The sequence below is a fragment of the Kluyvera sp. NPDC087067 genome (genome assembly GCF_044745165.1).
Lineage (GTDB): Bacteria > Pseudomonadota > Gammaproteobacteria > Enterobacterales > Enterobacteriaceae > Kluyvera.
This window is the reverse complement of sequence record NZ_JBIUZS010000006.1, coordinates 107,616-123,559: the sequence shown is the minus strand read 5'-3', so window position 1 is coordinate 123,559 and position 15,944 is coordinate 107,616. Positions and strand designations below refer to the sequence as shown.

Below are 15,944 nucleotides of genomic sequence, written 5' to 3'. Positions count from 1 at the left end.
TTAGCGACGAGCGACCTGTTTTTGATAGCGCACTGGCGTAATGCCGTAGCGCTGGGTAAAGGCGCGGGTGAGATGAGATTGATCGGTCAGGCCAGCGGCGGCAGCGACCTCGGCTGCGGGCATACCGTGAGTGAGGAATTCTTTGGCGCGCCACAGTCGAACGGCCATCAGCATCTGGTGCGGTGTGACGTGGAAGTGGGCTTTGAACTGACGCTGAAAATGCCATGGGCTGAGTGCGGCGACGTTCGCCAGCTCATCAAGCGTAATGGGGTGCATATAGTTGTCGTACAGGTATTCGCGCACGCGGGTAAAGCGATGTTTACCCTCGACTAACACCGGCGCATGGCGGGCCAGCGGCGAAAAGGTGTTGATCATATCCAGCAGCAGACCTTTCTGTGCCAGTGGATCGTCGGTGTGCCACAGCGAATGGATTTGCCGACCAATCAGCTGTGAACGCTGCGGATCATGGCGAGTCGCATCGGCAAACCACCAATGACGGATACCCGTGACCTCTTCAAGCAGGTCGGGTTGCAGATAAATCATTCGGTAGCGCCAGCCGTCAGCGGTTTCCGCTTCACCGGTATGCAGCTCATCCGGGTTCATCGTCACCACAGAATGCACGGGGGCGATATGCTGAGTGCCGCGATAGCGAAAGCGCTCGGCACCGGCTTCAATGACGCCAATACCAAACGCTTCGTGAGTATGAGGTTCAAAGGCATAACGCGAAATATGCGCGTGATACAGCTCAACGCCCGGCACCTGCGCCAGATGGCGAAAGCGCGCGCTATCTTTCTCATCGATGAACTGTTCTGGTACGCCTTGCACGTGATATTTCCCCCGGGGCCATCTTTGTATTATCAGAGATGACCCGCAGGGGCGCTAGCCTATTTAACCGATTTTTAACGCTTACAGGATGCCTTTCACACTGTCGGCAAGCGATGTAGTTGGACGGCCGATTAGCGTGCTGAGCGTATGGCTGTCGTCAAACAGACCGCCTTTTGAAGCGCCAACGTCGGAGTCAGCCAGCATATCGGCCAGGCCTTCTGGCAGGCCAACGCTCTTCAGCGCGGCGGCAAAATCGGCCTGACTCATGTTCTGATACACCACGTTTTTACCGCTCTGCTTCGTCAGTTCAGCGGCCAGCTTGGACAGCGTCCAGCCATTGTCGCCCGCCAGTTCATAGACTTTCCCGGCATGACCGTCTTCGCTTATCACGCGCGCCGCAGCGGCGGCATAATCCGCACGCGTTGCTGAGGCAATTTTCCCCTCGCCCGCTGCGCCAATAAACACGCCGTGCTCCAGCGCTGGAGGTACGCTCGCCAGATAGTTTTCGGTATACCAGCCGTTACGCAGCAACGCGTAGGGAATACCGGAATCGGCCAGCATTTTCTCGGTTGTGATGTGCTCATCTGCCAGGCCCAGCGGAGATTTATCCGCATGCAAGAGACTGGTGTAGGCAATAAATTTCACGCCAGCGGCTTTGGCGGCATTGATGATATTACGGTGCTGCGGCGCACGCTGCCCCACCTCGCTTGAGGAGATAATCAGCAGTTTATCGACGCCCTGTAATGCCGCAGTTAGCGCGGCTTCATCACCGTAATCGGCCTGACGAACCGCCACGCCTTTTTGGCTCAGCGCCTGCGCTTTTGCCGGGTTACGAACAATCGCCGCCAGCTGATTCGCCGCCGTGGTGTTAAGCAGGTTTTCAATAACAAGTTGACCAAGTTGGCCGGTAGCTCCGGTAATCGCAATCATGGGTGTTCTCCTTCGTGTTCGTATGATGTTGTGGTAAGCTAACACCTTAACTAACTTTTAGTAAGTACGTACAAAAAGGTAAGTATGAAAGAAATGACCCCAACGCTGACGCAAAAGCTACGTAACGGCAATTTGTTTGCCGAAAGCTGCCCCTCGCGCGATGTCCTGAAACATGTGACCAGCCGTTGGGGCGTGCTGATTCTGGTGGCGCTGCGCGAAGGCACGCACCGGTTTAGCGATCTACGCCGAAAGATGGGCGGGGTGAGTGAAAAAATGCTCGCCCAGTCGCTACAGGCGCTGGAGCAAGATGGTTTTATCAACCGCATCTCTTACCCAGTGGTACCGCCGCACGTTGAGTATAGCCTCACTCCGATGGGGGAGGCGGTGAGTGAAAAGGTGGCGGCGCTAGCGGATTGGATTGAGGTGAATTTGCCGGACGTGATGGCGCAGAAAACCCCGGCGTCGGCGTAAACGCCTCGACCGGGCCGCTATCAGGCCCGATCGCTTAAATTGCCGGATGGCGGCTTCGCCTTATCCGGCCTACACCAATCTGTAGCCCGGCCGAGCGAAGCGACGCCGGGAACCACGCGAAAATTACTTGCTCAAATCCACCTGATAAATCGCAAAACCAATCTCATCCGTAGCGACCTGCTTCATCGGATACTGGGCTTTCTCTTTAATAAACGCCGCCGCTTTTTCTGACGGCGAGGTTTCAAAGCGAATATCCAGCTTCGTGTCGCTGTGAATCGGCGCCAGACGCCAGTTGTTGTCGGCTGCTGGATGAATCTCACCGGCCTTCTTCGACTCGGCGCTTATCCATGCCGCGAGCACCGAGCGGTTTTCATCCGGCGAGGCGAAGGCGATATGGCTGTCACCGGTGCCCGCGAACTTGCCGCCGTAGGCGCGATAGTTATTGGTGGCAACGAGGAAAGTGGCGTTCGGATCGATAGGCTTACCGTTAAACGTCAGATTTTTAATGCGCTCGGCTTGCGGGTTAACGCTCTGGCATTCGCCGTCGTAGCGGGCGGGCTGAGTAATATCCACCTGATAATTCACGCCATCGATAACGTCGAAGTTATAGGTGCGGAAGCCGTCCCAGTTAATCAGCCCCTGCGGTTTAGTGCTGTGCGGATCGATCTGGTTAAACTGGCCGGCTGAGCACTCCAGCCACTCTTTCACCTCTTTACCGCTGGCTTTCACCACCACCAGAGTGTTCGGATAGAGATAAAGGTCGGCGGCGTTACGGAAGGTGAGCTGGCCTTTTTCCACTTCGACGTAGCTTGCCGGGTCGTTCTTACGTCCGCCGACTTTAAACGGTGCGGCGGCCGAAAGTACCGGCAGTTTTGCCAGATCCGGGTCGCCCTGAATGTAGTGTTCAACGTAGGCTTTCTGCGCCATGTTGACCACCTGCACGGTCGGGTCGTCCTGTACCAATGACAGGTAGCTGTACATGTTGTCGGAGGATTTGCCAATAGGCTTGCTGACGAATTCGCGGGTGGCGTCGTGGTCGGTCTTGAGCGCCGCAACCAGCTTAGCGTCTTCTGCCGCCAGCGATTTTTTCGCGGCGGTATCATAAATTGGTCGCGCCTGTGCCTGGGCTGCCGTGACCTGCCATTTGCCGCTATCATCATTTAGCACCAGATCGACGACGCCTAAATGATCGCCCCACATCCCCGGCATCACGGCGGGAATGCCGTTCAACGTGCCTTTGTCGATATCTGCGCCTTTAATACTGGCAAAATCTTTACCCGGGAACACCGCGTGAGCGTGACCAAACATAATGGCATCAACGCCCGGCACCTGGCTTAAGTAGTAGACCGAGTTCTCGGCCATCGCCTGATAAGGATCGGCGGAGAGACCGGAGTGAGCAATCACGACAACCACGTCTGCGCCGTTGGCGCGCATCTCCGGCACGTATTTACGTGCCGTTTCGGTGATGTCGTTGACCGTCACTTTACCGCTCAGATTGGCTTTATCCCACGTCATAATCTGCGGCGGCACAAAGCCGATATAGCCGATTTTCAGCGTATGCTTTTTGCCGTCTTTATCGACCACGTCGGTATCTTTAATCAGATACGGGGTAAATAGCGGCTTTTTAGTCTTAACGTCGATGATATTGGCGTTAACGTACGGGAATTTCGCCCCTGCCAGCGCCTTGTGCAGGTAGTCCAGCCCGTAGTTGAATTCGTGGTTACCGAGGTTACCTACCGCATAATCAAGCAGGTTCATCGCCTTGTAGACCGGATGAATGTCACCCTGCTTCAGGCCTTTCGCCGCCATATAGTCGCCAAGAGGACTCCCCTGAATCACATCGCCGTTATCGACCAGCACGCTGTTCTTCACCTCGTCGCGTGCTGCATTAATCAGGCTTGCCGTGCGCACCAGACCAAACTTCTCGGTCGCGGTATCTTTGTAGTAATCAAAATCCATCATATTGCTATGCAGATCGGTGGTTTCCATTATGCGGAGATCCACCGTTGCCGCATTTACGCTGGCCGCAATCAGCGTAGCCAGCAGCGTTGCGCTAAACTTGATCATCAGAGGCATCCTTTTTTAGATCTAAGACACAGATTTAAATGTATTTGTTTTCTGTTACTTACGAAGGTGTGAATCATGCCAGAAAATCATGACGGGAAATCGGTAGCGGTTCACAGTTATTCGGGGCGATGATGGGAATAGCGGAATTAACGGCGATGCGATATAAATAAAACAATAAGTTAACGCCACTGTAATCTCAACGAGGTGGAGAATGTTAGAACAAGTCACTCAGCTTGCGCGTGACGCGGGCGATGCCATCATGCAGGTGTACGAGGGCAAACAGCCGTTAGACGTGACCAGCAAGAAAGATGATTCGCCGGTCACTGCGGCCGATATTGCGGCCCACCATGTGATTGTGAACGGCCTGAAGGCGATGACGCCGGACGTGCCGATTTTGTCGGAAGAAGACCCTCCCGGCTGGGATGTGCGCCAGCACTGGCAGCGCTACTGGTTGGTTGACCCGCTGGACGGCACTAAAGAGTTCATCAAACGTAACGGCGAATTCACCGTTAACATCGCTCTGATTGAAGACGGTAAAGCGGTGCTGGGCGTGGTCTATGCCCCGGTGCTGGACGTGATGTACAGCGCGGCCAATGGCAAAGCGTGGAAGGAAGAGGGTGGTGTGAGTCGTCCTATTCAGGTACGTGATGCAAACCCGCCGAAGGTGGTGGTGAGTCGTTCCCATTATGCCAACGACGATGAGCTCAAAGAGTACTTGCAGCAGCTGGGCGAGCACCAGACGGCATCCATCGGATCGTCGCTGAAGTTCTGTCTGGTGGCGGAAGGGGACGCGCAGCTCTATCCACGCTTTGGGCCAACCAATATCTGGGATACCGCAGCGGGGCACGCGGTCGCCGCCGCCGCCGGGGCGCACGTGAACGACTGGCAGGGCAAAACGCTGGATTACACCCCGCGTGAATCGTTCTTAAACCCCGGCTTCCGCGTCTCTATTTTTTAATTCACCAGCTTATGCAGCAGGGCCATTACCTGCTGCACCTCTGCGGCTGTCAGCGCGCCGTCTTTTGCCCACTGTATTTTGCCGTCTTTATCCAGCACCACAATCGCGGAGCTCTCTTCATCAAGCTGCCAGGCTTTTCGCACCACGCCATTGCTGTCGACCACAAACTGCGACCACGGATAGAGCTTCTTATTGCTTTCAAGGCTGCTGCGCACAAACATCGCTGAGCCAGGAATGGCATCATCGGTGTTAACAATCGTGGTGGTCTGGTAGCTATCATGAGGCAGTCTGGCGGACTTGATGGCCTCTATGATCCCGGCATTTTTCTCTTTTGCCGATGAGCGCCCGGCAATATGTTGTACCACCCGCACTTTTCCAGGCAGCATCGCGCTATTCCAGTTTTTGTAGCTAAACTTATCATTGTCGAGAATCAATTCACCCCGATCCGCTACCCCGACGGGCGCAACACGTTGCCCCTTTGTGAAGTTGTGTGCGGATGCCATTAACGGCATTAACAGGCATGAAACCGTGAGAAACGTACGTAGAGTCATGGTTTTTCCTTTTTTTATGCAGGTGATCCGACCACTTGGTCGATAGTTTTAATCATAAGTGCGATTTATGGACTTTTCCCGCAAAGACGGTGCCAGTTTGTGGAGGAACGCACACAATCGTATAAAAACGAAGACTTATACTGTCTTCGTCGTATGGCTGAAAAGAAAGTTCTGAAATATTGTAATAAATTGGTAAATAAGGCCCCCTATGATGGAGGCCCTTAGATTTTATGGACTATAGTTAACGAGTATTTAACTTTGCGCCCCGGAGCGTTGAGCCAAATGTGGATCAACTAGGGCGTAGTACTCGCAGGAGATTAGAATGAAAATTTTCCAACGCTACAACCCGTTTCAGGTAGCAAAGTATGTGAAGACCCTGTTCCGTGGACGGTTGTATATCAAGGACGTTGGCGCTTTTGAATTTGATAAAGGGAAAATTGTTCTCCCTAAAATTAAAGACAAGCAGCACCTTTCTGTGATGTCTGAAGTGAACCGCCAGGTGTTACGTCTGCAAACTGAGATGGCGTAACCTGCAAGCTTAATGCGGTAGAATTGAAAACGGCTCCCAATGGGAGCCGTTGATGTTTCTGGGCTGACTAAAATCGCTTACGCGTTATTTTGCTCGCTGTCCATCATGTCGGCCTGCTTCGGTACCAGCACCGTTGGCTTGTTATCGATGCGCGTCACCAGCAGCTGATCGATGCGGTAGTTATCAATATCCACCACCTCAAACTTGTAGCCGGAGAACTTCACCGAGTCGGTGCGTTTCGGGATTTTGCGCAGCATAAACATCATAAAACCACCGATGGTTTCATAGTTATCCGACTGCGGGAAATCATCGATGTCCAGCACGCGCATCACGTCATCAATCGGTGTGCCGCCATCAATCAGCCATGAGTTTTCATCACGGGCGACAATTTGTTCTTCCAGACCCTGGCCCACCAGATCGCCCATCAGCGTGGTCATCACGTCGTTAAGGGTGATAATCCCCACCACTAACGCGTATTCGTTCATGATGATGGCGAAGTCTTCACCGGCGGCTTTGAAGCTTTCCAGCGCTTCAGACAACGTGAGGGTGTCCGGCACGATGAGCGTATTGCGGATCTGCACGCCGCTATTGAGCGCCATGCTCTGATTGGCCAGCACGCGGTTCAGCAGGTCTTTTGAGTCAACGTAGCCGATGATGTGGTCGATATCTTCATTACACACCAGGAATTTAGAGTGTGGATGCTCGGCGACTTTGTTTTTCAGGCTCTGCTCATCTTCGTGCAGATCGAACCAGATCACATTCTCACGCGGCGTCATGGACGACGGCACGGTACGGGATTCCAGCTCAAACACGTTTTCAATCAGCTCATGTTCCTGCTTACGCAGTACACCCGCCAGGGCACCGGCTTCGAAGACCGCATAAATATCATCAGAGGTCAGATCGTCTTTGCGCACCATTGGCAGTTTGAAGATGCGGAAAATGATATTAGCCATGCCGTTAAAGAACCAGACCAGCGGGCGGAAGATAAACAAGCAGAAGCGCATCGGGTTGATGATGCGCAGTGCCACAACTTCAGGCGCAACCATACCGATGCGTTTCGGGGTTAAATCTGCAAACAAAATAAACAGACCGGTGACCAGCGAGAAGGAGAGGATAAAGCTCAGCTGTTCGGAGAGTTCGGCAGACAAATATTGAGAGAACAAGGAGTGGAATGCGGGAGAAAAAGCGGCGTCGCCGACGATACCGCCGAGAATGGCGACGGCATTCAGGCCAATCTGCACCACGGTAAAGAACATCCCGGGGTTTTCCTGCATTTTTAGAACACGTTGGGCGTTGACGTTGCCTTCATCGGCAAGCAGTTTCAGTTTAATTTTGCGCGATGCGGCAAGTGAAATCTCAGAGATTGAGAAGAACGCACTTACTGCGATCAGGCAAAGTATGATGAGTATACTGTTTAACATATCTTATCCGGCCCGTCTGGCCAGATCCTCGGAAGGGGAAGTTGATAAATCTGTGTGAAATACACATTGAAAACCGGCCCGAAGAAGAGGGGCCGGCATTTTCAGAAGGTAGTATAGCGTAAGGGACTGTAAAGCTGCCAGAGGTTAACCGTTTGTCGCCAGCGGCCTCTCCTTCACTTTGCCTGCTGGAGCCGCATCCCAAACCTTATCGTATGGGTAGCCGGTCAGCGCCAGAATCACCTCGCGAGTCTCCTGGTCGCAGTCTTCCGAATTGCCACCAAGCTTACGGCGCGCCACTTCCTTAACCAACAGACTGTGGGTTTTCTGCGTGAGCTTGAAGCGGTAAGTAATATAGAAGCTCACCGCCAGCAGCGCGGCAGTGGCAAATACCATCAGGCCAATAATGGCGTGCAGGGCGCTGGCAGGCTGCGTACCGCCGCCTTTCACAAAGCCGCTTTCCTCGAGCACGATGCCAATCAGCATGATCGCAAGCGCCACGGTGCTTTTGCGCGTTAAGACCATCACACCGGCAAAAATGCCTTCGCGACGTTGGCGGGTGACAATCTCATCGACGTCCGGGATAAAGCTGTAGATGTTCCAGGGAATATAGTACAGCCCGGCTTTGGCTAACCCTAACAGGACAAAGACCGCGGAGAACAGCAGCGTTGGCACCTGTAGGTTGCCGATATAGGCGATAAACAGGAACGCCAGCACCACAAAAATACTGCCATAAGAGAGCCTTAATGCGCCCGATGGCGTGAGATTAAACTTATTCATCAGTATCATAAAACCGAAGGTGCCGGGAATAGAAACAAAGGCGGCAATGCTTAATAACCCGGAAACCATATCAGTATCATGATGTAATGCGTACACCACGTAATAGGCAAATACTGAACCAAACACATCCATAGCGGTGAATGAGCAGATATAAATCAGAATATGCTGACGAAATATTTTTATCTTGAATGAAGAGATAAGATCGAGAACCAGATATTTTAAATGATTTAAAAGACCGCTACTGCGCTGATTCTCAGGTTGGAATTCGTATTCCTCGCGAACATCTTTGGCTTCCCATGTACAGGCCCAGGTGGTAAATACCGCGATGCAATAAATCACTGCAAAAACCAGACCGGTGAGGGTATAAGTAAACGAGTTATCTTTGCCGGTAAATTGCATAATGATTCCCGGCACGGAGACCGCCAGAAAACCACCGAGCGACGAGCACATCATCCGCACCCCGGACAACCGTGTACGCTCACTAAAACGGTTAGTCATCTCTGCGGCCAGCGTTTCCCACGGCACCAGCACCATGGCGGAGAGCAGCTCAATCGACAGATAGGTTCCCAGGTAATACCAGTAATTCATGTCGGTAATCCACACCAGCGCGTAGAGGAACATCAGCGGTGAGCTTATCAACAAGAAGAAACGGCGGCGGCCAAATTTACGCCCAAGCCAGGTATTACCGAAGTTATCGGTGATATAGCCCATAACCGGACTTAATATCGCATCAATAATACGAGCGATAGCAAATATTGACCCGGCTTCTAATACGGTTAAACCACAATAGGTGGTGTAAAAAAATAAAAGCCATGTTCCTATAACGGCAAAGGCGCCGCCGCCGAAAAGATCGGTTACGCCGTAGCCTATAGCGATACCATAGCCAACGCGGCGTTCGGTTGGTTTTACCATAATATTATTATTCCTGTACTGGTAGGGTGTTTCAGTGCAGAGTTACCTCTGCACCTTATATTATTGACAGCAGGAAATAGTGGATGACGATCACTCTATTATATTCACCCATTTCCTCAATAGTGACGATTGGTAAATAGCATTAACTATCCGTAATGATTTTGCCGCCTCATGAATTCCGCAATAATTTTCGGAATTATTATTGTCGAGTCCTTGATAAAAATGGTGAATCGCCTGTTGATGGCCGATACCCCAGTAGCTTTTGCCGACCCCATCCGGTGACGCGTCGCTGGCCAGTTTTGTGTGCTCATCGCCACAAATTTGCCACAGCGCGTTGTCCGAAAGGCGCAGCGTTCCGTGCTCAAACTCCAGCTCCAGCAGCAGCGGTGAATCGCTGGCATAACAGTTGCTGGCATAAAATAATCCGCGAGCGCCGTTGTTAAAGCTCATTGTCGCCATGGCGCTATCTTCAGTCTCAATCTCATCTTCCAGCAAAGTGCTATCTACCACCCCTTTTAAGCGGCTGACGCCTTCGCCAAACCACTGCATGAGATCCAGCGTATGGATAGCCTGATTAATCAGCAGGCTGCCACCTTCAGTGATGAAACTGCCGCGCCACGGACTGGCGCTGTAATAGCTGCCCCCACGTGACCAGGTGAGCACGGCTTTAATCGCGCGCATGCTGCCAAGCGACCCCGCCTCAATACAGCGCTGGATAGCCAGGCTGGTCGGGTTGAGGCGGTTTTGATAACAGATCCCAACATGACGCCCGGCAGCATCGGCTGCGGTCTGAATCTCCGCCACCTCCTGCGGGTTCATCACCATCGGTTTTTCACAGAACACCTGTTTGCCCGCAGCGAGCGCTGCCAGGATCATCGGCTTATGCAGGTAGTGCGGCGTGCAGATGTGTACCACGTCAATGGTGTCATCGAGCAGCATCTCGCGGTAATCCTGGTAAAACTGGCAGCCGTAAGTTGCTGCCAACCGGCTTCCCTTATCGCCATCAATATCGACAAGGGCGCGCAGGGCCACATTCGGAAGGTGGCGCAGTGCTTCCACATGACAGGTGTGGATAGCGCCGCCGCCGATAATCGCCACATGACGTGTTTTCATCACCGCCTCCCGTTACGCCACGGCGTTCGCCAGCATTTGTGCTTTCACGCACAGCTCGGCGGCTTTAAAGGTATGTTCCTGGGTCATCGCATTTTCGGTGCGATTCAGGCAGTCCAGAATCAACTGGCCGAAATACGGGAAACCGACCTGTCCGGCAACGGGATAGCGGAATTCGCCCTCTTTGTTGACCAGATAAACCACGTCCTGCTCGCCGCGCGTGATATCGACGTATTTGCGGATTTCGATATAGCCGTCGGTGCCTAAGAGCGTCAGACGACCGTCGCCCCAACTGGACAAGCCATCAGGCGTGAACCAGTCGCAGCGGAAGTAGCCGGTTGCGCCGTTTTCCCCGGCCAGCATTGCATCGCCAAAGTCTTCAAACTGCGGATACTCGGGGTGGTTGACGTTACGCACCTGGCTTGCCACCACGCGAGCATCGCTGTTGCCGGTGTAAAACAGGAACTGTTCAATCTGATGGCTGCCGATATCGCACAGGATGCCGCCGAAAAATTCCTTCTCGTAGAACCAATCCGGGCGGCCTTCGCCTTCGCGGTGCGGGCCGACGCCCAGCGTCTGCATCACGCGACCAATCGCGCCCTGTTGCACCAGTTGACCGGCAAACACCGCGCTTTCCACGTGCAGACGTTCACTGTAGTAGACCGCATATTTGCGTCCGGTTTGCGCCACTTTCTGCTTAGCCGCGTCGAGCTGTGCCAGAGTGGTTAACGGTGCTTTGTCGGTGAAATAGTCTTTGCCCGCGTCCATGACTTTAAGCCCCAGGGCGCAGCGCTCAGAGGGGATTGCGGCACCGGCGACCAGATGCACGCTACTGTCGTTTAAGATGGTTTCAAGCGTTGGGGCAATCTGTACCTGCGGGTACTGCTGGACGAATTTATCGACTTTCGCCGGGTCAGGATCATAAACCCATTTCAGCGTGGCACCGGCTTCAATCAGGCCGTTGCACATGCCATAAATATGGCCGTGATCTAATGCTGCGGCGGCAATGACAAATTCACCTGCGCCAACAACCGGCTGTGGTTTGCCCACCGGGGCGTAGTTCATACCGTCTTTGATGCTCATGTTTATGCTCCTTTGTCCAAATCTTTACCCAACGGAATTGCGCCCACTTCATTGAAGTTTTCTACCGACGCGGCTTTCTCATAAAAGTGTGGGGCGAGGGAAACCAGGCCACCGGTTTTATACCAGGGCTCATCCGGGTTGACGGGAAGGGTGACCACCCGTCCGGTTATCGAGGATTGATAAATCGCGGTAATCAGCTCTAGTGAGCGCTTACCCTGCACGCCGTCAATCAACGGTGCGCCTTGCTGTTCAACCGCGTTGAGCAGATCGTTGATCTGTCCGGTATGCAGGGTATATTTCAGCTTTGGCGTATTACGGAACAAGGCATCGAGGCGCGCCTCGCGCTCATCATCATGCTGTTCTTGCGGGAAGCCGTTGTCGGCAGAAACGCTGGCCCACATGTCCCACGGCGCGGAAATTCGGGCCTTTTCACCCTGAATAACGATCTTCTGATCTTCACCGTGATGCACCACCGAGGCGGTTAATTGCGTTAGCGCGCCGCTGCTGTAGCGGAAAATAGCGGCGGAGAGGTCTTCCACTTCGGCATTGTCGTGGGCGACGTTGGTCATCATTGCCACCACTTCCGTCGGGAAGCCGAGCATCCATTGAATGGCGTCGATATGGTGAACCGCATGATTGAGGGTGCAGCCGCCGCCCTCTTTCTCCCAGGTTCCGCGCCACCACAAATCGTAATAGCAGTGACCGCGCCACCAGAATGAATCCACCTGGGCGTGGCAGATTTTGCCCAGCTCACCGGAATCGACCACCTGCTTTAAGCGCCAGAAAGCATCGGTAAAGCGGTTCTGGGCGATAATTGAGAGGATTTTGCCGCTGGCGCGCTGGGCGGCGATCATCGCATCGCACTCTTCAAGCGACGCCGCCATCGGTTTTTCGCACAGCACATGCTTCCCGGCGTTAAGGGCATCGATACTGATTTCAGCATGAACATACGGCGGGGTGCAGACATCAACGATATCGACCTCGAGACCGGACTCCAGCATCGCCTGATGGCTGCTAAATACGGTTGCTTCCGTCAGCCCGTAACGCTCTTTTTTCTCTTGTGCTTTTTCGGGATAGATATCGACCAACGCGACAATCTGGCAGCGTTCGGCAAATTCTTGATATCCCTGAATATGGTTATGGGAGATATTCCCCGTACCCACAATGGCAATGCGTAACATGTGTTTCTCCTGCTGCGGTTTACCAGGTGCCGGAAGCATCCAGCGTTTTGCTTTCAACCTGTTTTTCCACCGAGTGCGCGATGCGCTCGTCGAGTAATTTTTTAAACAACGCTTCGTCAAACGGCAGGTCGACCCAGTCGTCGGTCCAGGTAGAGAGGTGCATAGCGTTGGAGAGCGTCAGGCCATGAATGCCATCGGTACCGGGGGCGATAAGCGGTGTGCCGTGGAGTACGGCGGCGGCAAAATTGGCGGTGACCACGTGATGTTCGCTGGATTCAGGCGCAACCGGAATGGTCACCTCCCAGCACTCAGGCTCGCCAAAACCGTTTTGCCAGCGGGCGTTAAACTCGGTTTCGGATTCGCGCAGTCGCCAGAAGCGTAACTTGCCGTCTTCGACCACGACTTTGCCGCGATCGCCTGCGATCTCCAGACGATTGGTGCCCGGTGCTTCGGCGGTGGTGGTGATAAACACGCCGGTCGCGCCATTGGCGTATTCAGCGTATGCGGTGACTTCGTTTTCCACTTCAATCTGGCGATGCTTCCCTTCCTGGCAGAAGGCGCGGATGCGTACCGGCATCCCAACCAGCCACTGCCACAGGTCAAGCTGGTGCGGATCCTGGTTTAACAGCACGCCGCCGCCTTCGCCTTTCCAGGTCGCGCGCCAGCCGCCGGAGTTGTAATAGCTTTGTGAGCGATACCAGTTGGTGATAATCCAGTTAGAACGGCGCAGCTCGCCCAGTTCGCCGCTGTCGATCAGATCTTTCACTTTCTGATACAGCGGGTTTGGGCGCTGGTTAAACATCATGCCAAACACCACGTTGCAGCCACGGGCGAATTCGTTCATCTCGCGCACCTGCGCGGTGTAAACGCCCGCCGGTTTCTCGCATAGCGTATGGATGCCGTGGCGCATGGCCAGCATTGACAGGCCCGGGTGGTCATAGTGCGGCGTGGAGACGATCACCGCATCAATCAGCCCACTTTTAAGCATGGCTTCGGCGTCGCTGAATATTTCGACCTCTTCACCAACAAGCTGACGAATGGCCGGATGCTTATCGAGATTGTTGTCGCACACTGCCGTCAGGCAGGCTTCTTTCACCGTTCCCGCCAGTAGGTAACGGGCGTGAACGGTCCCGATATTACCTACGCCGATAATGCCAAAACGCACCTTTTCCATGTTGCACCTTACGTGATAGGAATGACTGATGTCTGAAAATAGGCAAGGTGCGAATGACGAACAAACGGAATTTGTGAGAATGCTCGCAGCTGGGAAAGGAATCTGGGCAAGGAAATGAAAATGCGTTTTAAAATCAGCCAACTGCATCTGCAAAAATTTGCAAAACATGATTGCGAGCGAGGTCACACAATGCCAGGTAAGCTAAAAATGGATGAAATAGCCGCCCGGACTGGCTACTCCATCAGCACCGTTTCCCGGGTACTGAGCGGCAAATCGTACACCAGCGACAAGGCGCGAGAAGCGATCGTCAAATGTGCTCGCCAGCTCGGCGTGCTCGACTCGTTGGCAAACGGACGGCTGCTGATTAACGGTATCGCGGTATTTGCCCCGGAGCGGACATTCCAGGGGCGGGGCGATACGTTTTATCTGGAGGTGACGAAAGGCATCGCTGAAGCCAGCGCGCCGCATGACGTCTGGATTAGCCACTGCGCGCTGGAAGAGCAGCGCGCCGACGTCAAATTATTCCTCGAAAAAGCCAACCAGAAGAACATCAATGCGGTGGTGATCATCGGCACGGACGACCCGACGATCCTCAAGCTTGCCAGCACCCTGAATAAACCCTGTGTGCTGATTAATTCTATCGACAGGGATATGGCGCTGGACTGCGTTTCACCCGACCACCGGGCGATTGGGTTTACCGCCATGCGCTATCTCTTTGAGCAAGGTCATCGGCGCGTGCTGACGATGACCTGTCTGCGTCGGGAAACGCTGTATGCCCGGCTGGACGGCATTAAAGAGGCGTATCGCTATTACCACGTTCCCTTCAATCCTCAGCATGATTTACTGGTTACTGAATGGTTTACGGCGCAGGAGGCGGAGCGGGCGCTGGATAAGTGGCTCAAAGAGCACGATCGTGCGCAGTGGCCGGATGTTATCTTCCCTAACAGCACGAATATGACGGAAGGGGTGATGAGGGTGTTGCATCGCTATGGGCTACGCGTGCCGGAAGATATCTCCCTTATCACCACCGATTTTACGTGGAATCTGCAGCACAGCCTGGCGATGCCGGTTACCGGCATTCGCGTGCCGTGTCGCGATTTGGGGATTGAAGCGGTGCATCTGCTGCAAACGCGACTAAACCGGCCACAATCGCCGGTTTACAATCTCTTATTGCAGGGGAACGTCATGGACTTTGGGTCGGTCGCTAACGCCACGCGGCATGCGGCGCGCGTGGCGCTCGACGTTTAATTCTGCAACTGTGGCGGCAGACAAACGCCAATTCCGCCGATACCGCAGTAGCCGTACGGATTTTTGTGCAGATACTGCTGGTGCTCATCTTCTGCATAATAGAACGGTTTTGCGGCTTCGATTTCAGTCGTCACCGTGCGAACGTCACCCGCCGCGCGCATCGCTTCCTGGAATTGTTGCAGGCTGGCATGCGCCGCTTGCTCTTGCTCCGGTGTGGTGGGATAGAGGGCGGAGCGGTACTGAGTGCCATGATCGTTGCCCTGACGCATCCCCTGCGCCGGGTCGTGGTTTTCCCAGAAAATTTTCAGTAAGTCGCCGTAGCTTATTACTGCGGGATCGTAAACCACGCGCACCGCTTCCGCGTGTCCGGTCTCCCCGGAACACACTTCCCGATAGGTTGGATTCGGCGTAAAGCCGCCGGTATAGCCTGCCGCGGTACTGTAAACGCCGGGCAATTGCCAGTAGAGGCGTTCAACCCCCCAGAAGCAACCCATCGCGAAAATCGCGACCTCCATTCCTTCAGGAACGTGCGTCATTGAGTGTTCGGTTACAACATTGAGCGTGGCGACTGGCATCGGTGTATTTCTTCCGGGCAATGCATCCGATTGAGATACAAGGTGTTTTTTATCAACTGGACTCATAGGATTGATCTCCGGGAAACAGTAATTTTCGTTAAGGTTGTAACCTGGCGTGTCTTTTAACACAAT

The 15,944-nt window shown here is 53.8% G+C and carries 15 protein-coding genes; 4 read left to right on the top strand and 11 right to left on the bottom strand.

Features of this window, described 5'->3' with window-relative positions; genetic code table 11:
* Both ACIPDS_RS16155 and ACIPDS_RS16150 read right to left on the bottom strand, forming a co-directional pair.
* Positions 1 to 825, bottom strand: coding sequence for an AraC family ligand binding domain-containing protein (locus ACIPDS_RS16155; protein ID WP_400737862.1), 825 nt, complete (start codon positions 823 to 825; stop codon positions 1 to 3).
* Positions 826 to 906: 81 nt separating this feature from the next.
* Complete coding sequence (locus ACIPDS_RS16150; protein ID WP_400737859.1) at positions 907 to 1,755, bottom strand: SDR family oxidoreductase; 849 nt, start codon at positions 1,753 to 1,755, stop codon at positions 907 to 909.
* A gap of 84 nt (positions 1,756 to 1,839) precedes the next feature.
* Between ACIPDS_RS16150 and ACIPDS_RS16145 the strand changes: the two genes are divergently transcribed.
* A complete protein-coding gene (locus ACIPDS_RS16145; RefSeq protein ID WP_400737856.1) occupies positions 1,840 to 2,226 on the top strand; it encodes a winged helix-turn-helix transcriptional regulator in 387 nt (128 codons plus the stop codon).
* A 123-nt stretch (positions 2,227 to 2,349) separates the two neighbouring features.
* On the opposite strand, the gene cpdB is transcribed toward ACIPDS_RS16145, so the two are convergent.
* On the bottom strand, positions 2,350 to 4,293 hold the full coding sequence (gene cpdB, locus ACIPDS_RS16140) for a 2',3'-cyclic-nucleotide 2'-phosphodiesterase (protein WP_400737852.1): 1,944 nt from the start codon (positions 4,291 to 4,293) through the stop codon (positions 2,350 to 2,352).
* A gap of 211 nt (positions 4,294 to 4,504) precedes the next feature.
* Between cpdB and cysQ the strand changes: the two genes are divergently transcribed.
* On the top strand, positions 4,505 to 5,251 hold the full coding sequence (gene cysQ, locus ACIPDS_RS16135; protein WP_166516627.1) for a 3'(2'),5'-bisphosphate nucleotidase CysQ: 747 nt from the start codon (positions 4,505 to 4,507) through the stop codon (positions 5,249 to 5,251).
* On the opposite strand, the gene ACIPDS_RS16130 is transcribed toward cysQ, so the two are convergent.
* Positions 5,248 to 5,802: a YtfJ family protein gene (locus ACIPDS_RS16130; RefSeq protein ID WP_400737848.1), complete on the bottom strand. Its 555-nt coding sequence runs from the start codon at positions 5,800 to 5,802 to the stop codon at positions 5,248 to 5,250. The genes cysQ and ACIPDS_RS16130 overlap by 4 nt on opposite strands.
* Positions 5,803 to 6,124: 322 nt before the next feature.
* On the opposite strand from ACIPDS_RS16130, the gene ACIPDS_RS16125 reads away from it, so the two are divergent.
* Positions 6,125 to 6,331, top strand: a complete 207-nt coding sequence (locus ACIPDS_RS16125; RefSeq protein ID WP_062776091.1) for a DUF1107 domain-containing protein — start codon at positions 6,125 to 6,127, stop codon at positions 6,329 to 6,331.
* A gap of 77 nt (positions 6,332 to 6,408) precedes the next feature.
* On the opposite strand, the gene ACIPDS_RS16120 is transcribed toward ACIPDS_RS16125, so the two are convergent.
* From ACIPDS_RS16120 to ACIPDS_RS16095, 6 genes are all read right to left on the bottom strand, one after another.
* Complete coding sequence (locus ACIPDS_RS16120; protein WP_400737845.1) at positions 6,409 to 7,752, bottom strand: hemolysin family protein; 1,344 nt, start codon at positions 7,750 to 7,752, stop codon at positions 6,409 to 6,411.
* Between the two features lie 144 nt (positions 7,753 to 7,896).
* Positions 7,897 to 9,441 (bottom strand): MFS transporter, encoded by a 1,545-nt coding sequence (locus ACIPDS_RS16115; protein WP_400737842.1) that lies wholly within the window; start codon positions 9,439 to 9,441, stop codon positions 7,897 to 7,899.
* Positions 9,442 to 9,531: 90 nt separating this feature from the next.
* A complete protein-coding gene (locus tag ACIPDS_RS16110; protein WP_400737839.1) occupies positions 9,532 to 10,554 on the bottom strand; it encodes a Gfo/Idh/MocA family protein in 1,023 nt (340 codons plus the stop codon).
* Positions 10,555 to 10,566: 12 nt separating this feature from the next.
* A complete protein-coding gene (locus tag ACIPDS_RS16105) occupies positions 10,567 to 11,634 on the bottom strand; it encodes a Gfo/Idh/MocA family protein (protein ID WP_400737837.1) in 1,068 nt (355 codons plus the stop codon).
* 2 nt (positions 11,635 to 11,636) lie between these two features.
* Positions 11,637 to 12,815: a Gfo/Idh/MocA family protein gene (locus ACIPDS_RS16100; RefSeq protein WP_400737834.1), complete on the bottom strand. Its 1,179-nt coding sequence runs from the start codon at positions 12,813 to 12,815 to the stop codon at positions 11,637 to 11,639.
* Positions 12,816 to 12,834: 19 nt separating this feature from the next.
* On the bottom strand, positions 12,835 to 13,989 hold the full coding sequence (locus tag ACIPDS_RS16095; protein ID WP_400737832.1) for a Gfo/Idh/MocA family protein: 1,155 nt from the start codon (positions 13,987 to 13,989) through the stop codon (positions 12,835 to 12,837).
* Between the two features lie 189 nt (positions 13,990 to 14,178).
* Between ACIPDS_RS16095 and ACIPDS_RS16090 the strand changes: the two genes are divergently transcribed.
* Positions 14,179 to 15,237 (top strand): LacI family DNA-binding transcriptional regulator, encoded by a 1,059-nt coding sequence (locus ACIPDS_RS16090; protein WP_400738272.1) that lies wholly within the window; start codon positions 14,179 to 14,181, stop codon positions 15,235 to 15,237.
* Here the strand turns inward: ACIPDS_RS16090 and msrA are convergent.
* Positions 15,234 to 15,878, bottom strand: a complete 645-nt coding sequence (gene msrA, locus ACIPDS_RS16085) for a peptide-methionine (S)-S-oxide reductase MsrA (protein WP_400737829.1) — start codon at positions 15,876 to 15,878, stop codon at positions 15,234 to 15,236. The two genes, ACIPDS_RS16090 and msrA, sit on opposite strands and share 4 nt — an antisense overlap.
* Positions 15,879 to 15,944: the final 66 nt, after the last annotated feature.

What these genes read in the sequence shown, in the direction of transcription:
- ACIPDS_RS16150 (WP_400737859.1), bottom strand. Translation starts at nt 1,755, where the DNA reads ATGATTGCGATTACCGGAGCTACCGGCCAACTTGGTCAACTTGTTATT.
- ACIPDS_RS16145 (WP_400737856.1), top strand. Translation starts at nt 1,840, where the DNA reads ATGAAAGAAATGACCCCAACGCTGACGCAAAAGCTACGTAACGGCAAT.
- cpdB (WP_400737852.1), bottom strand. Translation starts at nt 4,293, where the DNA reads ATGATCAAGTTTAGCGCAACGCTGCTGGCTACGCTGATTGCGGCCAGC.
- cysQ (WP_166516627.1), top strand. Translation starts at nt 4,505, where the DNA reads ATGTTAGAACAAGTCACTCAGCTTGCGCGTGACGCGGGCGATGCCATC.
- ACIPDS_RS16130 (WP_400737848.1), bottom strand. Translation starts at nt 5,802, where the DNA reads ATGACTCTACGTACGTTTCTCACGGTTTCATGCCTGTTAATGCCGTTA.
- ACIPDS_RS16125 (WP_062776091.1), top strand. Translation starts at nt 6,125, where the DNA reads ATGAAAATTTTCCAACGCTACAACCCGTTTCAGGTAGCAAAGTATGTG.
- ACIPDS_RS16120 (WP_400737845.1), bottom strand. Translation starts at nt 7,752, where the DNA reads ATGTTAAACAGTATACTCATCATACTTTGCCTGATCGCAGTAAGTGCG.
- ACIPDS_RS16115 (WP_400737842.1), bottom strand. Translation starts at nt 9,441, where the DNA reads ATGGTAAAACCAACCGAACGCCGCGTTGGCTATGGTATCGCTATAGGC.
- ACIPDS_RS16110 (WP_400737839.1), bottom strand. Translation starts at nt 10,554, where the DNA reads ATGAAAACACGTCATGTGGCGATTATCGGCGGCGGCGCTATCCACACC.
- ACIPDS_RS16105 (WP_400737837.1), bottom strand. Translation starts at nt 11,634, where the DNA reads ATGAGCATCAAAGACGGTATGAACTACGCCCCGGTGGGCAAACCACAG.
- ACIPDS_RS16100 (WP_400737834.1), bottom strand. Translation starts at nt 12,815, where the DNA reads ATGTTACGCATTGCCATTGTGGGTACGGGGAATATCTCCCATAACCAT.
- ACIPDS_RS16095 (WP_400737832.1), bottom strand. Translation starts at nt 13,989, where the DNA reads ATGGAAAAGGTGCGTTTTGGCATTATCGGCGTAGGTAATATCGGGACC.
- ACIPDS_RS16090 (WP_400738272.1), top strand. Translation starts at nt 14,179, where the DNA reads ATGCCAGGTAAGCTAAAAATGGATGAAATAGCCGCCCGGACTGGCTAC.
- msrA (WP_400737829.1), bottom strand. Translation starts at nt 15,878, where the DNA reads ATGAGTCCAGTTGATAAAAAACACCTTGTATCTCAATCGGATGCATTG.